Genomic DNA, 19,446 nt, shown 5'->3' with positions numbered 1-19,446 from the left:
CCTCACAGTCCCGACGGTTCGGGATTAAAACCTGTGAGGTCTTTTTATTTTACTCGAGAGCTAATTCTTCAATGATCTCTTGCTTTTGTTTCAATACGAATTTGAAATTTTCATTATCATCAAAAAGTTCAATGACTTCATCTCTTTCTAAAAGTGTTTGTTTATTAGAAATCAATGCTAAATAGGAGCAATGTTTATAGTCTTCAACTTTGTCTACAAAACCATGATGAACGGCGTTCGCATTTATGTAAACAATTACTTTTTTTAAATACACTTCATCGTGAATTTTAATTCTTGAAAACCGATCTCTAAACAAACTCCCTGTTCTATTATATGATTTATTAATGGCTTTTGTGTAGGCATTAAATAGGTTGGAAAAAGCTTGGGAGTTATCTTTTTCGTTTAGGTTTTCCTTTGTTTTAATCAATAAATGAAAATGATTTTTTAATAAACAATACGACCAAATATAACCTATCGGTAGGATGTATTTTTTTAATAACTTCAAGAAATAACTATAATTTCTTTCTTCAATATAAATGTTCTCCTTGTTGTTTCCACAATTGTAAATGTGATAAAAATGATCGGATGTTAAAGGTTCGTATTTCATGTGTTCTTGTTTTTATCTTATATGTGTTGCATTAATAGAGACCTCACAGGTCTCAAAGACCTGTGAGGTCTGATTTTAAACTCCAACAAACTCTCTCTTAAAAACATCAAATATCTCATTTTCATATCGCCTAAAAAATTCAGGATCAAAGTTGGCTTGTTTTAAATTTTTAATTACTTCATCAACGCTGGCTTCTTGGGTTAACCATCGGTCAAAAACTTCGTGCCGTAAGCGAATACCAAACGTGTTGATGCCTAAAAATTTTCTAGATTTGGTTTCAAAATGAATATGAATGCATTTTTTTGCATCTTCATGTTCCCAATACAAATCGGAATGCCCATCTTTTGGTTTCGGAAAAACCCAACCGTAGGTTTGGTATTCAATATCAAAAAACTTCGCAGAATTAAACCAATTTCCGGGATTATAGCTTCTTGGGTTTCCTGTTAAAGTTTGGGCTAAGGTTTCACCCATCATTCTGCCGGTGTACCAAACAGCCTCTATAGGCGGTCGATTTCCGATGGCTTCTCGTTGTTCGGCACAATCGCCAATGGCATAAATGTTTTGGATATTGGTTTGTAAATCTCGATTGACTAAAACTCCACGATTTGTTTCAATAGGAGAATTTTTTACAATATCAATATTCGGTGAAACGCCAGCGGTTAATCCCACAATATTGCAAGGGATTTCTTCTTCTGTCTCAGCTAAAATAACCGATTTTACATTTCCATTTTCATCAGCTTCAATGGATTTTAAATTGGTCTGTAAACGCAAATCGATGCCGTGTTCTACAATGTGTTTATTGAGTAGTTGCGATTCTTCTAATGGCAAAACATTGTGCCAAAAGCTTTCTTCCCTTACCAAAAAAGTAACAGGAATATTTCGCGTGTTAAGCATTTCGGCTAACTCAATACCAATTAGTCCACCGCCTACAATTACGGCGTGTTTACAAACTTGATTATTGGGTGCATTTTGTTCTAACTTCTCTAAGTCTTGTTTGGAATATAAACCTTGTACTTGAGGCAAATCTTGACCTGGCCAACCAAATTTATTGGGTATTGAGCCCGTTGCAATCACCAGCTTATCGTATGCGAATGTTTCACCAGAAGCGAACAATAATCGCTTGTTTTCTGGCTGAATTTCTTCCACATAAGCTTGCTTTAATTCGATCCTGTTTTTTTTCCAAAAATCATCTTCGTAAGGCTTTAAGTGATTCCATTTCATGTGTCCCATGTACACATACATCAAAGCAGTGCGCGAAAAAAAATGTTCCGCTTCAGCAGAAATGATTGTAATTCGTTTATCTGAATTTTTCCGAATATGCCGAGCTGCTGTGACTCCTGCGATGCCATTTCCTATAATGACAATGTGTTCTTGCTCCAAAAGAGATTGTTTTTAGTTAAGGTCGAAAACCCATTAATTTACTTACACTAAGGTAGGCAATTTTGAATAAGTATTGACTTTTAAGCCAATTGCTTTACATCGTCAAATCTTCCTGAAATTGTTCTAAATTCAAGGCATCTTCAACTTTAAATTCGCCAATTGCAGTTCTTCGTAATGCGGAAAGATGTGCGCCTGCATTCAGAGCTTTTCCAAAATCATGCGCTAAGCTTCTAATGTAAGTGCCTTTGCTGCAAACCACTTGAAATTCAATTTTTGGAAGCTGAATCTTAGTGATTTCAAAATCTTCAATATGCACTTTTCGAGTGGGAATGTCAACTTCTTCCCCTTTTCGGGCATATTCGTACAAGCGTTTTCCTTCCTTTTTTAAAGCTGAAAAAATAGGGGGTTGTTGATCGATTTCGCCAATAAATTGAGCTGTGGTTTTGTGTAACAATTCTTCCGTTAGATGCGATATATCGAAAGTTTGGTCTATTTCAGTTTCCAGATCGTAGGACGGAGTCGTGGTGCCTAAGGTAATTTCACCCGTGTAGATTTTGGTTTGCCCCATGAAACTTTCAATTTGTTTGGTCATTTTCCCGGTACAAATAATCACTAACCCCGTCGCTAACGGATCTAAAGTTCCTGCGTGACCTACTTTCAATTTTTTGATCTGAAATTGTTTTTTGATGAGCCACCGCACTTTATTCACCAATTGAAAAGACGTCCAATGCAAGGGTTTATCAAAAAGTAAAACTTGTCCTTTCTGAAATTCTTCTAAGGTTGAAGCAAGCTTCATATAGCTGTTGTAAAATTATTTTTTGTGCGGATTCAGCAGTATGGCGTAAGCTTCAATTGCAAAACCAATGATGACTAAAGTGGGTGCTAGGCGAATTCTTCTCCAGCTAAAAATTTCAGGATTAAAAACATTGGGATCATCGCTTCCGCCACCAGTCATTAAAATAAATCCAAGCGAAATAATACCTAGACCAATCAACATAAAAACGTAATTTTTCTTTTCGAAAATAAATTCGTTTTGAACCTGGTTTTTTGATGATGTAGCAGTTTGCTTTTTATGTTTAGTAGTAGAGTTCATCTGTTTTTAAATTTAAGAAACGTTGGGTGGCAAAAAAGGTGCTGATCCACGTAATTAGGATCCCGAGTACAAAAATGCCAATAAATACCGAAGCGACTAAAAGTTCGTCTTTCAATAAGTTTAAATCGGGAAAAGATTCATTTAAGTAATACAGTAAAACCGCCATACCTATAAGTGAAAGTATAGATCCAATAATTCCTAATTTAATGCTTTTCCATATAAAAGGTCTTCGAATAAATCCTTTGGTAGCGCCCACCATTTGCATGGTTTTTATTATGAAACGTTTGGAATACACCGATAAACGTATAGAGCTATTAATGAGTAAAACGGCAATAAAAGTGAAAATGCCACATATAATAAGAATCCAAAAACTCAGTTTTTTAATATTGTCGTTTAATAAGGCAATTAAAGGTTTGTCGTAAACCACTTTATCGATATAATCGTTTTCTAATAAGTCTCGTTTTATTTCGGCAAGTTGGACTTCAGTAACATAATCTGCATTAAAATATACATCAATGCTGTTTTGAAGCGGATTGTATCCTAGGAAATCCATAAAATCTTCACCTATTTCTTTTTTGTAAATTTCTGCTGCTTCATCTTTAGATATGAATTTTGCGCTTTTGGTATAGTCGGATAAGGATAAACTTTTTTTCAGTTCTTCAATTTCAGTTTCTTTAGCGGTATCGTGAAAAAATACGCTAAGCGCTACTTGCTCTTTAAAATAATCAGCAACTTTCTTGGTGTTTAAAACAAGCAAACCAAGTCCGCCAAGTATAAATAAAACAAGCGCTATGCTAATTACTACTGAAAAATAAGAAGAAATTAGCCTTCTGCGTTGGTATCGTTCAAAAGATGAAGACATTTATTTTGTTTTGGTAAAAATATAAAAGTAAATGAACTTAATACGAAGCAAAAATATATTTTATTATTTTTTGTAGAATTTTGTTCTCAATTTGAATTTTTATCCACTTCAAAAAACAAAATTCAGAGAAAATTCCGAAAGTGATATCAAAGCTTGTTAAATTTGTAGTTGTTAGAGCAGTACTAATTTTATTAAGCTTTAAAATGCTTAAGGTAGCTGATTTTTCAGATCTTAAACAATAGATGTTTAACTTTGATTACGAGCAATTTAAATTATTACAAACAACAACTTGAATTTAAAATTATTAATTGTACATTTGCACTCCTAAAATTTTTTAGGAAAGGAATGTTTAATTAGTAAATTTAAAAGTGTGGATACATTAAGTTACAAAACGGTATCAGCTAACAAAAAAACCGTAGAAAAAGAATGGTTGTTAGTAGATGCAGAAGGACAGTCTCTAGGACGTCTTTCTTCTGTTGTAGCCAAATTTCTTCGTGGTAAACACAAGCCAAATTTTACACCTCACGTAGATTGTGGAGATAACGTAATTGTTATCAATGCAGAGAAAATCAACTTGACGGGAAAAAAATGGGACGACAAAGAATATTTGCGTTACACAGGTTACCCAGGTGGGCAAAGAAGTATGAATGCAACTGAAATGTTCGGAAAAGGACCAGAGCGTCTTGTAGAAAAATCAGTTAAAGGCATGTTACCTAAAAACAAATTAGGAGCTGCTTTATTCAGAAATTTGAGAGTAGTAGTTGGGGAAGAGCACGGATTAGATGCTCAGAAACCCAAAAACATTAATTTAAACGAACTCGTGTAAATGGAAACAATTCACAAGATAGGTCGTAGAAAAACAGCCGTAGCTCGTATTTATCTTTCAGATGGTAAAGGTGAAGTAAAGGTAAATGGTAAAGAAGCAAAAGACTATTTTACAACTGCACAATTAGTGTATAAAGTAAATCAGCCTTTCTTACTTACAGGTACCGAAGGAAGTTACAATGTAAATGTAAATGTATTCGGCGGCGGGATAACTGGTCAAGCTGAAGCAATTCGTTTAGCAATTTCTAGAGCTTTATGCCACATTGATATTGAGCATAGAGGCGCGCTGAAACCAGAAGGATTACTTACTAGAGACCCAAGAATGGTTGAACGTAAGAAATTTGGTCAGAAGAAAGCGAGAAAGAAATTTCAATTCTCAAAACGTTAATATTTTCAATTCAATTGAAGATGTCATCAAGGCTCTCGTGGTCTTTTTGAAAAGTTCAAAAATTATTAAAAAACAGCTGTTCAATTTCGCTTTAAGCGAAAAGTTAGTTTAGCATCTAAATAAATAAGGCCAATTTTTATTGCCACTTATTTATTGCTATCTCAACAGAACGTAAACTATTACAAAAAATGGCAAAACAAATAGAAGTAAAAGAATTACTTGATTCTGGAGTTCATTTTGGTCACCTGACTAGAAGATGGAATCCAAATATGGCACCTTACGTTTACATGGAGCGTAACGGAATTCATATTATCAACTTATACAAAACCGTAGCAAAAATGGAAGAAGCAGGAACTGCTTTAGCCAAGATTGCTGCAAGTGGCAGAAAAATCCTTTTTGTTGCTACCAAAAAACAAGCAAAAGAAATTGTATCTCAACAAGCTGAGCGTGCTGACATGCCTTATATTACTGAGCGTTGGCCTGGTGGTATGTTAACCAACTTCGTAACCATTAGAAAATCGGTTAAGAAAATGGCTGCAGTAGACCGCATGAAGAAAGATGGAACTTTTAATTCACTTTCTAAAAAAGAACGTTTACAAGTTGACCGTATGAAAGCAAAGTTGGAAAAAAACTTAGGTTCTATCTCCGACATGACTAGACTTCCAGGTGCAATTTTTGTTGTGGATACCATGCGTGAACACATTGCAGTTAAAGAAGCACACAAATTAAACATTCCTATCTTTGCAATGGTAGACACCAATTCAGATCCACGTGAAGTAGATTATGCAATTCCTTCTAACGATGATGCTTCTAAGTCTATTGAAAAAGTAGTAAGCTATGTTGCCGATGCTATTATAGATGGAATTACTTCTCGTAAAGAAGAAAAAAAGGAGAAAGCAGAAGCAAAAGATGCTAAAGAAACTAAGAAAGCAGAAAAAGCTCAAGAAGTAAAAGAAGCTAAAGAAGCAGACGAAGCAAAAACGCCTAAAGCAGAAGCAAAAGCAACTCCTGAAAAGGCAGCTAAAGCTGAAGATGCAAAAGCTTCTAAAGAAGAGTCTGCTAAATCAGAATAATTTTAAACAAATAAAAATACTTCAAGTCGTTTAGTTTTACTAAGCGACTTTCTTAAAAAATAGAATTATGGCTAAAATAACTGCTGCAGAAGTAAACAAATTAAGAAAAAGTACAGGTGCAGGTATGATGGACTGCAAAAAAGCACTTGTAGAAGCCGAAGGCGATTTTGACAAGGCGATAGAAGTGCTTCGTAAAAAAGGACAAAAAGTGGCTGCTAAAAGAGCAGACAGAGAGTCTAGCGAAGGTGCTGTAATTGCCAAAGTAAATGCTGAAGCTAACAAAGGGGTGATTGTTTCCCTAAATTGTGAAACAGATTTCGTTGCTAAAAATGACGACTTTGTTAAAATGGCAAATGATTTTGCAGATTTAGCTTTATCGGTATCTTCAAAAGAAGAATTACTAAAGCAAGATTATAAGGGTATTAGCGTAGAAGAAAAACTAACTGAACAAACTGGTGTTATTGGCGAAAAAATCGAAATAGGCGATTTTAGAACTCTAGAAGCTCCATTTGTTGGTTCATACATTCATGCAGGTAATAAAATTGGGGTTTTAACTGGTTTGTCTAAATCTGCAGACGGAGCAGAAGAAGTAGCAAAAGAAGTTTCTATGCAAGCAGCAGCAATGAATCCAGTTGCTTTAAATGAAGATGGTGTAGATACCGAAACCATTGAGCGCGAAACAGAGATTGCTAAAGACCAATTACGTCAAGAAGGTAAGCCTGAAAATATGTTGGATAAAATTGTAAAAGGAAAAATTCAGCGATTCTTTAAAGACAATACATTAGTGCATCAAGCTTTCATTAAAGATAGTAAAATAAGCGTATCAGACCATGTGCAAAATACACTTGGTAAAGATGTTGAAATTACTGCTTTTGAAAGAGTAGCACTAGGTTAATTTTTAATTGAGTTATATATGTGAAACCGCTTCAATTTGAAGCGGTTTTTTTATTGATTTAAATTTTAAGAAATATTGAAAAACTTACGATTTCAATCAAATTAGTAATAGGCAATCAAGTAGTTTTAGTGTGGCTAAATTGCATGAGCAAAAGAGATGAAACAATTAATCATTTTTGAGTGAATGAACATATTTCTAACTTAATAAAAACAATGAGACCTTATATTTACCTTATTTAGTTTTGTGAAATTTTATAAGAAATATCTATGCTTTATTTGATGATTTCAATATTAAAAAATAATGTACTTTTGCAAACAAATTCCAATTTATGCAATACAAACGAATATTATTGAAACTATCTGGTGAAGCCTTAATGGGAAATCGAAGTTATGGGATAGATCCAGAACGTTTAGCAGAGTATGCAAGCGAAATAAAATCGATTGTAGATCAAGGTGTTGAAGTTGCAATAGTAATTGGTGGAGGTAATATTTTCCGAGGTATAGCGGGAGCGAGTAAAGGAATGGATCGGGTACAAGGCGATCACATGGGAATGTTGGCTACTGTAATTAATGGCTTGGCCTTACAAAGTGCTTGTGAAGATGCAGGAATACAAACTAGGCTGCAATCTGCTATTAAAATAAATGAAGTTGCAGAGCCTTTTATTAGAAGAAAAGCCATGCGCCATCTTGAGAAAGGAAGAGTTGTTATTTTTGGTGGAGGAACTGGTAATCCTTATTTTACCACAGATTCTGCAGCCGTTCTGCGTGCAATTGAAATTGAAGCAGATGTTATTTTAAAAGGAACTCGAGTAGATGGAATTTATACATCAGATCCTGAAAAGGACGTAAAAGCAACTAAATTTGATTTTATTACTTTTGATGATGTACTCAGAAAAGGTTTGAAAGTAATGGATACTACTGCGTTTACTTTAAGTCAAGAAAACGAATTACCCATAATTGTATTCGATATGAATACAAGAGGAAATTTACAAAAAGTAATTTCTGGAGAGAATATTGGAACCAAAGTAAATTTATAAAAATATATATCGTAAGCCATGAATGAAGAAGTTGACTTTATTATAGAATCTACAGAAGATGATATGCAAGGTGCAGTGAAGCACCTCAGAAAGCAATACGTAAACATTAGAGCAGGCAAAGCTAACCCAACAATGCTCAGCGGTGTTCAAGTAGAATACTACGGAAGCATGACGCCTTTAAGCCAAGTGAGTAACATCAATACACCAGATGCACAAACCTTATCGGTTCAACCTTTCGAAAAATCTTTAATTCAAGAAATTGAAAAGGCAATTATGAATGCTAATTTAGGTTTTAACCCGATGAATAATGGTGAAAGCGTAATTATAAATGTTCCGCCTCTAACAGAAGAACGAAGAAGAGAACTTTCTAAACAAGCTAAATCGGAAGCTGAAGAAGCTAAAATTGGAGTTAGAAATACCCGAAGAAACGCCAATGCTGAGTTGAAAAAACTAGACATATCAGAAGATATGCTGAAGGATGCAGAAGATGAAGTGCAAAAACTTACCGATAAATACATTGCAGATATCGATAAAGTGTATGAAGCTAAAGATGCTGAAATTATGAAGGTTTAAGTTTCATTACTATATCTAAACATGAAAAGTCAACTTTTCTATAAGTTGACTTTTTTGTTTAGCCCAATGCTACATCTAAAATCATCATCAAAATAAAGCCACCTACAAATCCTAGTGTAGCAATATCTGTGTTTTTTTCCAATTGGGATTCTGGTATTACTTCTTCAATAACCACAAAAATCATCGCTCCTGCTGCAAAACTTAGCGCATAAGGCAATATTTCTGTAAAGCTCAAAACAGCCCAAGCACCTAATACCGCCGCAAAAGGTTCAACAATAGCAGAGAGTTGTCCATAATTGAAGCTTTTCAATTTACTTAAACCTAATCCTCGTAGTGGTACGGCAACCGCAAAACCTTCAGGTAAATTTTGAATTCCAATACCAAGCGCCAATGCAACAGCACCACCAATGCTTGCACCTTCAATGCCAGCAGCTGCTCCGCCAAACAAAACGCCAACCGCAAGTCCTTCAGGAATATTATGCAAAGTGATTGCTAAGGTGAGCAAAACCGATTTATGCCAAGGTGTTTTAATTCCTTCTTTTCTACTTTCTCTAAAATTGACATGAAGGTGTGGTAAGACTTTGTCTAAACCAAAAATAAATATCGCTCCCAAAGCAAATCCAATTGCACTTGGCCAAACTTTGGTAAAACCATCTCCTTCACTCATTTCTATAGCTGGCGCTAACAAACTCCAAAAACTGGCAGCAATCATAACCCCACCAGTAAACCCCAATGTTCCATCAAAAAATACACGATTCATTTTTTTGATAAAAAACACTGAAGAAGCACCAACAGCGGTTAATAACCAAGTAAACAAAGTAGCATAGAGCGCAGCTAAAACAGGGTCTAGGTTACTAAAAAATGTAATGATTTCATTCATTAAATAGATTTTATATATAAATTTTCACTGACTTGTTCAGAAATATTCACGGTTTGATCATTTTCAATTTGAATACGCATGGATCCATCAAAGGCTTCTTTTTCAATTACTTTGATGCTTTTTCCCAAGGCAATTTCATTTTTATCTAAATATTGTAAAAATTCAACAGAAGAATCTTTTACACCTACAAAAATTCCTTTTTCACTGACATTTAGGTTTTTTAATATGGCTTTGTTTACAACTAAAAAGTTTCCACTTGCATCAGGTATGGGGTCGCCATGCGGGTCTCGTTTTGGATTTCCTAAGAAATTATCTAACTCGGTAATTAATTTTTTAGACTTGATGTGCTCTAACTCTTCAGCTACATCATGAACTTCATCCCAAGAAAAATTGAGTTTTTCAACTAAAAAAACTTCCCATAATCGGTGTTTTCTAATTATTTCAACAGCTGTTTTTCTGCCGAGTTCGCTTAGTTTTACACCTTGGTATTTCTTGTAAATGACCAAGTCTTTGTCGGCCATTTTTTTTAGCATATCGGTTACAGAAGATGCTTTGCTATTCATTTCTTCTGCTAATGCATTCGTACTTACTTCCGCATTTATCTTTTTTTCTAAATGAAAAATGGCTTTTAGATAATTTTCTTCAGATAAACTAAACATCAAAATTATTTTATACAAATATAATATTTTTATAAAACTAAATTAATGTTTGTATCATAAATTAAATATATTTAGGTTTGACTAAAAATAAATTTATTGTAAATGAAATATTGTGTTATAAGTTTCTTTTTATGCATTGGTTTTTTCAGTTTTGCTCAAAATGCAACTTTAGATGTAAATGTTTCAACCGAAGATGGATTTGATGTTTTTTTTGATGCTAAGTTAATCGGTAGTTCGGTTGATGCTGAAATTTTGGAGAAAGGCTTTCAGTTTAAAGACGTCAAGCCAGGTAAATACACACTTCAAGTTCAGGCTATTGGATACGAGCTATTTCAAAAGGAAATTGAATTGAAGCCAAGTCAACTTATGAAACTTGATATTCTGTTACAAATACCTGAAGACGCCTTAGATGAAGTTATTATTTTAGATGAACAATCCGGAATTAGTTCTAAAACACCTTACAGTTTTACAAGTGTTTCCATGGGAGCAATTCAGCAAAAAAGTTCACCAAATGGACTAATGGGAACGCTTCGCGAAGTTCCGGGTGTGTACGGAGCTGAATTTGGTCAAGGTATTGTCAAGCCCTTTATTCGCGGTCTTGGATTTTCTCGTGTGGTTACCGTTTTTCAAGGCAATAAACTTGAAAACCAGCAATGGGGAGCAGACCACGGTTTAGGCGTCAACGACTTAGGTGTAGACAGAGTAGATGTCATTAAAGGTCCAGCTTCAGTTTTATACGGCTCAGGAGCTTTAGGTGGAGTTTTGTTAATAAAAGATAACGAAGATTACTTAAAATCTACGGATTGGACTGGAAATGTGGGTTCAAGTTTCAATTCCATTTCCAATGGATACAGGACATTTGCTTCAATTGGTAAAAAATTAGAAAACGATTTTTATTTTGCTACCGATTTAGCTTATGAAAATCATGCAGATTACAAAGATGGTGATGGAAGAATAATTGGCAATTCGCGCTTCAATACAAGCTCAATTCGTTTGCATACTGGTATAGAAAAGGAGCAATTTCAAAATAAACTTTCTTTTACATTTCATAATCAAAATTTAGGCATTATCAGTGAAAATGAAATGCAAGATGATTCATCTTTAGCTACATCTCGAAACGATCGTTCTATGCAGCTTCCTTTTCAAGAAGTAAAAGACTATTTGTTATCCTATAAGCAAAGTACACAACATGAAAATTTTGAAACTTCATTGCATCTTTCACATCACGTCAACACCCGTAAAGAAATAGAAGAAGCTTTTGATGAAGTAGATTTAGGATTTCGACAAATGCATACGTTTTATAATGGAAGAATTAGTTTAACCAACACCAAAATTAAACACAGTTTTGGATTGCAAGGAAGTTTTTTAAACAATAAAAACCTAGATGAAGCACAAGAATTTTTAGTGCCAGATGCCAGTTTTTTTGAAACAGGCGTTTACTATATGGCAGAATATGAAGTGAAAGACTATTTTTTTCAAGGAGCTTTGCGTTACGATTTTCGAGAAGTTACTGCAGATGCAAGTTCTCAAGCTTTAATTAACGATGGTTTTATATTGCCAGGTGAACCTGAAAACAGAAAACTATCTTCTTCTTTTGATGGAATTACGGGTTCTTTAGGAGTCAGCAAAACCATGAATAAACACAAAGTAAAAACCAATATCTCTACTGGATTTCGAACTCCTGATTTAGCAGAGTTATTTTCGAATGGCTCACATCCCGGAACTACGCGTTTTGAAATTGGTAATGCTAATTTTGATAGAGAACAAAGCTATCAAGCTGATATCAATTATGAATACACCCATCAGCAATTCTCTGCATCGCTTTCTGTTTTTAGTAGCTTGGTAGATAATTACATCTTTTTTTCATCTTCAGACCAAACCGAACCAGAAACAGGCATGAACATTTGGACTTACCAACAAGTTGATGCACGACTTTATGGGGGTGAATTTAATTTTCAATACATTCCTTTTTCCAATAATTCCTTACGTTTTAATTTATCGGGTGCGATGGTGCGTGGCGATAATGTAGATATAGATGAACCGTTGACTTTTATTCCGCCGGATAATATGAATTTTAATGTAAATTGGTTGCCCTTCAACACTCCCACTACTTTTTCAGCTGGACTGAGACTAATCGGTGAGCAAAGTCGCCCTGGTTTTAATGAAGAGCAAACGGATGGATATACTTTATTCAACTTAGGCGTTTCTCATTACTTTGAATTAGGCGCTAATGAACTTCAAGTTGGTCTTACAGGAAATAATCTTTTAAATGAAACTTACGTAGACCACATGTCTCTTTTACGAGCTAATAGCGTAACTAGTCCTGGGAGGAATATAATGCTAAACCTTAGGTTTCAGTTTTAATTAAGTAAATTCAAATTTTCTTTTATGAAATGTTTGCTGTGAACAAATCAAAATTTTAAAATCTAATTGAATATCTTCAGTTTTCAGTCTAAATATTTTAATTTTAGCAAATCAATAATTCATATTTGAACTAAAATTAAAGAATACGCAATGGATGCATATATTATAGATGGAATTCGAACCCCAATCGGAAATTACAAAGGAACACTTTCGCCAGTACGAACAGACGATTTAGGCGCTTTGGTAATTAAAGAAATTGTAAAACGAAATGTCAATATTCCAAAAGAAGCTTTTGATGATGTGATTTTAGGTTGTGCCAATCAAGCTGGAGAAGACAACCGAAACGTAGCTAGAATGTGTTCACTTTTAGCGGGTTTGCCGCATTCCGTTCCTGGTGAAACTGTGAATAGATTGTGTAGCAGTGGACTTTCGGCCATCATTCACGCCAACCGAGCCATAAAAGCGGGCGATGGAGATTTATTTATTGCTGGAGGCGTAGAACACATGACGCGTGGACCTTTTGCTATATCTAAAACATCATCGGCGTATGGAAACGACGCCAAAATGTACGATACCAGTTTTGGATGGCGTTTTGTGAATCCTAAAATGGAAGAAATGTACGGCACCGATGGTATGGGCATGACAGCTGAAAATTTAGTCGATATTCATAAAATTTCACGCGAAGATCAAGATGCGTTTGCTTACCATTCGCAAATGAAAGCAGCAAAAGCACAAGAAAATGGAAGATTAGCTAAAGAAATTGTGGCGGTTAGTATTCCACGTAGAAAGCAAGACGATTTAATTTTTGCTCAAGATGAATTCATTAAACCACAAACCAAACTCGAAATTTTAGGCAAATTACGACCAGCTTTTCGAAAAGAAGGAAGTGTTACTGCTGGAAATGCTTCAGGACTAAACGATGGAGCTGCAGCTACGATTGTAGCTTCACAACAAGCAGTCGATAAATATAAGTTGAAACCCATGGCTAAAATTTTAAGTTCAGCCGTGGTTGGAGTGGAGCCACGAATTATGGGCATCGGTCCAGTTGAAGCTTCCAACAAAGCCTTGAAAAAAGCAGGCTTAAGCATGGGAGATATGGATATTATCGAATTAAATGAAGCCTTTGCTGCACAAGCTTTGGCCTGCATTCGCGCTTGGGGTTTAAAAGACGACGACCCAAGAATCAATCCCAATGGTGGCGCCATTGCCATCGGTCATCCATTAGGTGTTACCGGCGCAAGATTAGCACATACGGCAGCGCTTCAGCTTCAATTGACTGATAAAAAGTATGCACTCATCACTATGTGTGTAGGAGTTGGTCAAGGCTATGCTGCTGTTATTGAAAGAGTTTAGTATGCTGAGTGAAACGAAGTCCCGAGAGCAAATTTTCGGTTTACTATTCTTATTGAAATACTTAAGCGCTCTGTGTAGTTTGTGTCTCCCGAAAAGTCGGGACAGGCTCTGTGGTGAATGTTCTAAAGAATAGGAGTCAGTGATTCATAATTGATAAACAAGTTCACGACTATGTTTATACTTTTTAAATATGATATGTAAATATTTTTTATATTTAAATTAAAATTTTGATAATGGCAACTTACACATCAACATTACCCGATCAACTTCTAACAGAGCTTGCAAAAGCTTCAGAAAATCTGAAAATGCCTAAAAACAAAATCATAGAAAAGGCTGTTGAAGTATATTTAGAAGAATTAGATAAAGCAGCTTATAGAAAGTCTTTTCAAAGGGCAGCCAAGGATAAAGATATGATGGCTATGGCAGAAGAAGGTATGGCAGATTATTTTCAAATGCTATTAGATTATGAAAATGAAAATTAGGCAAAAAGAAATCTGGCAGGTTCATTTTGACCCAATAGTCGGAAGTGAGCAAGCTGGAAATAGACCTGCTGTTGTAATTAGTGGTGATACTATGAATGAATTTTTCAATGTAGTTATAGTATGTCCTATTACTTCTTCTATCAAAAATTATAAAGGGCATCCTATTTTGACGCCTAATGAAACTAATGGTCTAGAAAAAGAATCTGAGATTATGGTATTTCATGCTCGTTCCTTATCTAAATTAAGATTCAAAAAAAAGGTTGGTAGAATTTCTAATAAAGAACTAGAAAAAATTAAAGAAACACTCAATAAAATTCTAAAATACTAAACATGCAAACCACTCAAAGTTACATACAAGGAAAATGGACAAGCGGCGAAGGCGAAGGTCAACCGATTTATGACTCCATTACCGGCGAACATTTTACTTCGGTAAATGTTGAAGGATTCAACATTCCTGAAGTCTTGGCTTACGGTCGAGAAAAAGGGGACACACTTCGTAAAATGACTTTCCAAGAACGCGGAAATATGCTGAAATCTTTAGCATTTTACCTTCAAAAGAAAAAAAGAGCCTTTTACGAATTAAGCTACCGAACAGGAGCAACCAAAATGGATTCATGGTTTGATATCGATGGTGGTTTTGGTAATCTGTTTGCCAATGCTTCCTTAAGAAAATTATTCCCCAATCAGCCATTTGATGTGGAAGGCGATCCTATCGATTTATCTCGCGGTGGCCGATTTATGGCACATCACATTTTAGTTCCTAAAGAAGGTGTCGCGGTGCATATTAATGCCTTCAACTTTCCAGTTTGGGGAATGTTGGAAAAATGCGCGGTCAACTGGATGGCTGGTGTTCCTGCTGTAGTTTTACCTGCACCACAATCGGCTTACTTAACGGAAGCGGTAGTGAAAGAAATCATCGCTTCAGGAATTTTACCTGAAGGTGCTTTACAGCTGATTTCAGGAACGGAAAAAACCATTCTAGAAAGTGTCGAATCTCAAGACATCGTCACCTTTACAGGTTCAGCTTCAACAGGTCGACTATTGAAAAACCACCCCAGATTGTTAGAAGAATCTGTACCGTTTACCATGGAAGCGGACTCTTTGAATGCTTCTATTTTAGGTGAAGATGCTGTTCCAGGGACACCTGAATTTGACTTATTCATTCGAGAAGTGCGAAATGAAATGACGGTAAAATGCGGTCAGAAATGTACGGCAATTCGTCGTGCCATCGTTCCTGAATCCTTAATTGAAGACGTACAAATTGCTTTAGGAAAAGCGTTGGATAAAGTGACTTTAGGCGACCCACGATTGAAGGAAGTTCGTATGGGAAGCCTTATCGATAAAAAGCAAGTGGAAGCGGTAAAAAAAGCAGTCAGCGAAATTTCAAAAACAGCGGAGATGGTTTATGGTAATTTTGATATTGCCGAAACCATCAATGCCGATTTCGAGAAAGGAGCATTCATCAAACCGATTGTGATGAGAGAAGATCATCCGTTTCAAAATGAAGCAGCTCATGTTACGGAAGCTTTTGGCCCTGTAAGTACCTTGATGCCTTACAAAACCTTAGATGAAGCCATTCAACTTTCAAAAAAAGGAAAAGGTTCTTTGGTGAGTTCCATTTTTACCAATGACGATGCCATTGCTCGCGATTATACCATACAAGCTGCTTCACATCATGGTCGAATTTTGTGTATCAATCGTGAATCGGCTAAACAAAGTACAGGTCATGGTTCGCCATTGCCCAACCTGGTTCACGGTGGTCCAGGACGAGCTGGCGGTGGCGAAGAAATGGGTGGAAAACGCGGTATCAAACATTTTATGCAGCGTTGTGCCATTCAAGGAAGTCCGACGACTTTAACGGAAATCACAGGAATTTATCAGCCTAAAGCAAAATACAAGGAAGCTGAAAAACATCCGTTTGCTTACCATTGGGAAGACATTCAGCCAGGCATGTCGCTCAAAACACATAACCGAACTTTAACGGATACTGACATCATCAATTTCGGTAACCTAACTTGGGATCATTTTTATGCGCACACCGACATCACTTCTTTGGAAGGCAGTATTTTTGAACAACGAACGGCGCACGGTTATTTCATTATTTCCGCTGCAGCGGGATTATTCGTTTATCCCAATAAAGGACCAGTGGCAGCAAACTACGGTTTGGAAGAAATTCGTTTTTTAAGACCCTTGTATCACAATGATACCATCAATGTGCGATTGACTTGCAAAGAAAAAGTAGATCGTGACCCAAAAGGAAAAGAACTGCCTAGTGGCATCGTAAAATGGTATGTAGAAGTATTTGATGTGGAAGCCGTGGAAGAAGAAGATAAATTAGTGGCCATTGCCACCATTCTGACCATGGTTCAGAAAAAACAAGAAACCTTTCATGAAGTAGATAAAGATTTTATTGAAAGTAAATTGAATTCGCTAACAGAAGAAGCCGAAGCCAAATGGGGAATGATGACACCACAACACATGGTGGAACATTTGGAAATGGGACTTCGAATTGCCACAGGAGAAATTTCTGATTTTGAAGTCGCCACTCCAGATGAATACATTGAAAAGGTACAAGAAACTTTATACAATTACGAGAAAATGCCCCAAGGCTACAAAATGCCTTTGATGAAGAAAGATGAATTGGAAGATTTGAAGCACGAAAATTTAGATGAAGCCAAAAAAGCACTTTTAGAAGCTTATGAAACTTACGAAGTGTTCTTTAGAGAAAACCCAGATACCACCACCAAAAATGCAGTGTTTGGCGAATTGACCGCTTTTGAATGGAAGCTTTTAAATAGAAAACATTTCAATCATCACTTTGAGCAGTTTGGGTTGATATAGCAGAAATTTTCAACAGTAATTCTAAAATAAAGCCACTGATGCACGAATAGTTATTCGTGTATTAGTGGCTAAAATTGGGAATTAAAAGTTATACTAAATGCAATAATTTATTCAAAACCCTAGACCTTCTTCAATTTCAAAAAAGCATACAATCCATGTTTAAGTTTGCTCTTATTTTGTGAAGTATACACACTGGTTTGACCGGAAACAAAATAAGCTGTTACACAAGCTATAGCAATGAAAACACCACCTTCTACCCCAAATAATTCCATTCCCATAACCATGCAAGCTAGTGGCGTGTTGGTTGCTCCTGCAAAAACGGCTACAAATCCCATTCCTGCTAACAAAGACATAGGCAGAGGTACAAATAAAAATAAGGCATTTCCCAAAGTGGCGCCCATAAAGAAAAGCGGAGTAACTTCACCACCTTTAAAACCTGCGCCTAAAGTAAAAGCGGTTAAAAGAACTTTTATAGCAAAATCATAGGGTTCTAAAGGACTGGAAAAAGCCGCTTCAATAATCGGAATTCCTAAACCCAAGTATTTTGTGCTTCCTATGGAAAATACAAAAAGCGCAATTACAATTCCACCCATAAAAGGACGAAGTGGTGCAAACTTGATTTTTTGGAATACATTTTTAAAGAATACTTTCGATTTAGAAAATACCATTGCAGTAAAACCAAACGCAACTCCCGCAAATACGGCCCAAAGTAAATTAATGATGCTGTAATTGGCTATTTCTGTAATGTAGTAATGCGTATGTGGAACTTGCCAACCTCGAGCACAAAAAATATCGGCTACTAACGCAACCAGTAAACTCGGAAAAATGGCTTTCCAATTTATTTTTCGAATCACTAAAACTTCTAATGCAAAAATACAACCAGCGAGCGGTGTTCCAAAAACCGATGCAAAACCAGCGCTTATTCCCATGATGAGTAAAATCTTTCGATCGAGGTGAAAACGCTTCAGAATTTTAGAAAATTGATCGGCGATAGCCGCGCCCATTTGTATGGCGGTGCCTTCTCGACCGGCTGAACCACCAAAAAAGTGAGTTGCTACGGTGCCAAACAAAACCAAAGGAGCCATTTTAAAAGGAATGGTTTTGTTGGGTTGGTAATATTCTTCCAAAACCAAATTATTTCCTTTTTCTATTGCTTTGCCTAACCAATAATAAATGTAACCAATTAACAAACCACCTAAAGGCAAGCATACAATTACCCAGATATTCATTTCCCGGAATTGAGTTGCCCATCTCAAGGCAACTAAGAAAAAAGCGGAAGCGCTACCAACAAGGCTGCCAACGAGTAAGCTCAGCAAAGTCCATTTTAAAAGGTATGAAATTACTTTTTTTAAATACGGATAAAATTGTTGTGTACGCAAAATGACTACTTTATATAGTTTGTTAAGTAGACGTCATTAGCGTTTGGGCGGTTCGAGGCAGACATCATTGCCTATTTTAAAGCAAATATAAAATTAAATTATAAAATGCTATTCAAAATTGATATATAAACCAATATAAGGATAAATTATATGCGTACTTCCAAATAAATCTTTGCCAACATTTGAGCTTTTAATGTCTTTATTTGTAGTTAAATAATTTGCCCCAAAACTTAATCCAAAATTTTCAGCAAATTGATAGCGACCGTAAATGCCAGCTCTTAATTCACCTGTGTTGTAACTTCCCCGACGATCTCCACGTGTAATTTGCCTAAAATAATTAATTCCATAACCCAAATTTAAGCCTGTTTCTAGTAAATTGGTTCGATAAATTGCATAGGAGACTTGTACATAATAACTTCGGTAATTAGCGCGTTTAAAATTGCCCGCCAAGGATGCATCGGTTAAAGAAGAGCCAAAACGAGAATGTCCAAATCCAATTCTAAAATTATAAACTTTATAGATATTCATATACAATTCAAAGCCAGCAACATCTTGATTATAGCCTTCATTTAAAAAATGATTTCCTAAGGCAGTAGGCGAAATGATTCTAAAATCGATGTAACCCATTTCAAAAATATCGTTATCCGTTTTTTGAATGCTTATTTCATTCTGATTAATACTGTTTTTCTCTTGTGCTAAAACAGGCTTCAAGGAAAAGAAAAATAGAAAAATAACCGGGTAAAGTAGATGTTTCAT

Annotated in this window: 20 protein-coding genes and 1 riboswitch; of the genes, 11 read left to right on the top strand and 9 right to left on the bottom strand. The window is 35.6% G+C overall.

Annotated features, from left to right (window positions below; all coding sequences use genetic code 11):
* Positions 1 to 49: 49 nt before the first annotated feature.
* The 5 genes from IEV72_RS00925 to IEV72_RS00905 form a co-directional block, all read right to left on the bottom strand.
* A complete protein-coding gene (locus IEV72_RS00925; protein ID WP_188457195.1) occupies positions 50 to 607 on the bottom strand; it encodes a transposase in 558 nt (185 codons plus the stop codon).
* A gap of 75 nt (positions 608 to 682) precedes the next feature.
* Positions 683 to 1,987, bottom strand: coding sequence for an NAD(P)/FAD-dependent oxidoreductase (locus IEV72_RS00920; protein WP_188457194.1), 1,305 nt, complete (start codon positions 1,985 to 1,987; stop codon positions 683 to 685).
* A gap of 94 nt (positions 1,988 to 2,081) precedes the next feature.
* Positions 2,082 to 2,783: a tRNA pseudouridine(55) synthase TruB gene (gene truB / locus IEV72_RS00915; protein WP_188457193.1), complete on the bottom strand. Its 702-nt coding sequence runs from the start codon at positions 2,781 to 2,783 to the stop codon at positions 2,082 to 2,084.
* 15 nt (positions 2,784 to 2,798) lie between these two features.
* Entirely contained in the window at positions 2,799 to 3,080 is a 282-nt protein-coding gene (locus IEV72_RS00910) for a DUF3098 domain-containing protein (protein WP_188457192.1), read from the bottom strand.
* On the bottom strand, positions 3,064 to 3,942 hold the full coding sequence (locus IEV72_RS00905) for a cell division protein FtsX (RefSeq protein ID WP_188457191.1): 879 nt from the start codon (positions 3,940 to 3,942) through the stop codon (positions 3,064 to 3,066). The genes IEV72_RS00910 and IEV72_RS00905 overlap by 17 nt, the downstream gene beginning before the upstream one ends.
* 370 nt (positions 3,943 to 4,312) lie before the next feature.
* On the opposite strand from IEV72_RS00905, the gene rplM reads away from it, so the two are divergent.
* The 6 genes from rplM to frr all read left to right on the top strand — a co-directional run bounded on the left by rplM (position 4,313) and on the right by frr (position 8,732).
* The gene (gene rplM, locus IEV72_RS00900) at positions 4,313 to 4,768 is read left to right on the top strand and encodes a 50S ribosomal protein L13 (protein WP_188457190.1); all 456 of its coding nucleotides are present in this window, start codon (positions 4,313 to 4,315) and stop codon (positions 4,766 to 4,768) included.
* Positions 4,769 to 5,155, top strand: a complete 387-nt coding sequence (gene rpsI / locus IEV72_RS00895) for a 30S ribosomal protein S9 (protein WP_188457189.1) — start codon at positions 4,769 to 4,771, stop codon at positions 5,153 to 5,155.
* Positions 5,156 to 5,343: 188 nt separating this feature from the next.
* Positions 5,344 to 6,228, top strand: a complete 885-nt coding sequence (gene rpsB / locus IEV72_RS00890) for a 30S ribosomal protein S2 (RefSeq protein ID WP_188457188.1) — start codon at positions 5,344 to 5,346, stop codon at positions 6,226 to 6,228.
* A gap of 67 nt (positions 6,229 to 6,295) precedes the next feature.
* Positions 6,296 to 7,123: a translation elongation factor Ts gene (tsf, locus tag IEV72_RS00885; protein WP_188457187.1), complete on the top strand. Its 828-nt coding sequence runs from the start codon at positions 6,296 to 6,298 to the stop codon at positions 7,121 to 7,123.
* A 328-nt stretch (positions 7,124 to 7,451) separates the two neighbouring features.
* Entirely contained in the window at positions 7,452 to 8,159 is a 708-nt protein-coding gene (pyrH, locus tag IEV72_RS00880; protein ID WP_188457186.1) for a UMP kinase, read from the top strand.
* An 18-nt stretch (positions 8,160 to 8,177) separates the two neighbouring features.
* Entirely contained in the window at positions 8,178 to 8,732 is a 555-nt protein-coding gene (gene frr / locus IEV72_RS00875; protein ID WP_188457185.1) for a ribosome recycling factor, read from the top strand.
* Positions 8,733 to 8,790: 58 nt separating this feature from the next.
* On the opposite strand, the gene IEV72_RS00870 is transcribed toward frr, so the two are convergent.
* Positions 8,791 to 9,612 (bottom strand): ZIP family metal transporter, encoded by an 822-nt coding sequence (locus IEV72_RS00870; RefSeq protein WP_188457184.1) that lies wholly within the window; start codon positions 9,610 to 9,612, stop codon positions 8,791 to 8,793.
* Positions 9,612 to 10,271, bottom strand: coding sequence for a metal-dependent transcriptional regulator (locus IEV72_RS00865; RefSeq protein WP_188457183.1), 660 nt, complete (start codon positions 10,269 to 10,271; stop codon positions 9,612 to 9,614). Before IEV72_RS00865 ends, IEV72_RS00870 begins: the two co-directional genes overlap by 1 nt.
* Before the next feature lie 102 nt (positions 10,272 to 10,373).
* On the opposite strand from IEV72_RS00865, the gene IEV72_RS00860 reads away from it, so the two are divergent.
* The 5 genes from IEV72_RS00860 to paaZ all read left to right on the top strand — a co-directional run bounded on the left by IEV72_RS00860 (position 10,374) and on the right by paaZ (position 17,311).
* Positions 10,374 to 12,635: a TonB-dependent receptor gene (locus IEV72_RS00860; RefSeq protein WP_188457182.1), complete on the top strand. Its 2,262-nt coding sequence runs from the start codon at positions 10,374 to 10,376 to the stop codon at positions 12,633 to 12,635.
* Positions 12,636 to 12,785: 150 nt separating this feature from the next.
* Positions 12,786 to 13,988 (top strand): 3-oxoadipyl-CoA thiolase, encoded by a 1,203-nt coding sequence (gene pcaF / locus IEV72_RS00855; protein ID WP_188457181.1) that lies wholly within the window; start codon positions 12,786 to 12,788, stop codon positions 13,986 to 13,988.
* Positions 13,989 to 14,221: 233 nt separating this feature from the next.
* Positions 14,222 to 14,470 carry a ribbon-helix-helix domain-containing protein gene (locus tag IEV72_RS00850; protein ID WP_188457180.1) on the top strand — a complete coding sequence of 83 codons (249 nt, stop codon included), beginning with the start codon at positions 14,222 to 14,224 and terminating at the stop codon, positions 14,468 to 14,470.
* Positions 14,454 to 14,798 (top strand): type II toxin-antitoxin system PemK/MazF family toxin, encoded by a 345-nt coding sequence (locus IEV72_RS00845; protein ID WP_229731753.1) that lies wholly within the window; start codon positions 14,454 to 14,456, stop codon positions 14,796 to 14,798. The genes IEV72_RS00850 and IEV72_RS00845 overlap by 17 nt, the downstream gene beginning before the upstream one ends.
* 2 nt (positions 14,799 to 14,800) lie before the next feature.
* Complete coding sequence (gene paaZ / locus IEV72_RS00840; protein ID WP_188457179.1) at positions 14,801 to 17,311, top strand: phenylacetic acid degradation bifunctional protein PaaZ; 2,511 nt, start codon at positions 14,801 to 14,803, stop codon at positions 17,309 to 17,311.
* A 119-nt stretch (positions 17,312 to 17,430) separates the two neighbouring features.
* Here the strand turns inward: paaZ and IEV72_RS00835 are convergent, their stop codons facing one another.
* Together IEV72_RS00835 and IEV72_RS00830 are read right to left on the bottom strand one after the other, a co-directional pair.
* Positions 17,431 to 18,690 carry a voltage-gated chloride channel family protein gene (locus IEV72_RS00835; protein WP_229731752.1) on the bottom strand — a complete coding sequence of 420 codons (1,260 nt, stop codon included), beginning with the start codon at positions 18,688 to 18,690 and terminating at the stop codon, positions 17,431 to 17,433.
* Positions 18,691 to 18,710: 20 nt separating this feature from the next.
* Positions 18,711 to 18,771, bottom strand: a riboswitch (Fluoride riboswitch).
* Between the two features lie 27 nt (positions 18,772 to 18,798).
* Entirely contained in the window at positions 18,799 to 19,446 is a 648-nt protein-coding gene (locus tag IEV72_RS00830) for a hypothetical protein (protein WP_188457178.1), read from the bottom strand.

It is taken from the genome of Psychroflexus planctonicus (genome assembly GCF_014640195.1).
In the GTDB taxonomy this organism is placed as follows: Bacteria; Bacteroidota; Bacteroidia; order Flavobacteriales; family Flavobacteriaceae; genus Psychroflexus; species Psychroflexus planctonicus.
The sequence above is the reverse complement of the archived record's forward strand: the minus strand, read 5'-3'. Positions and strand labels throughout refer to the sequence as shown.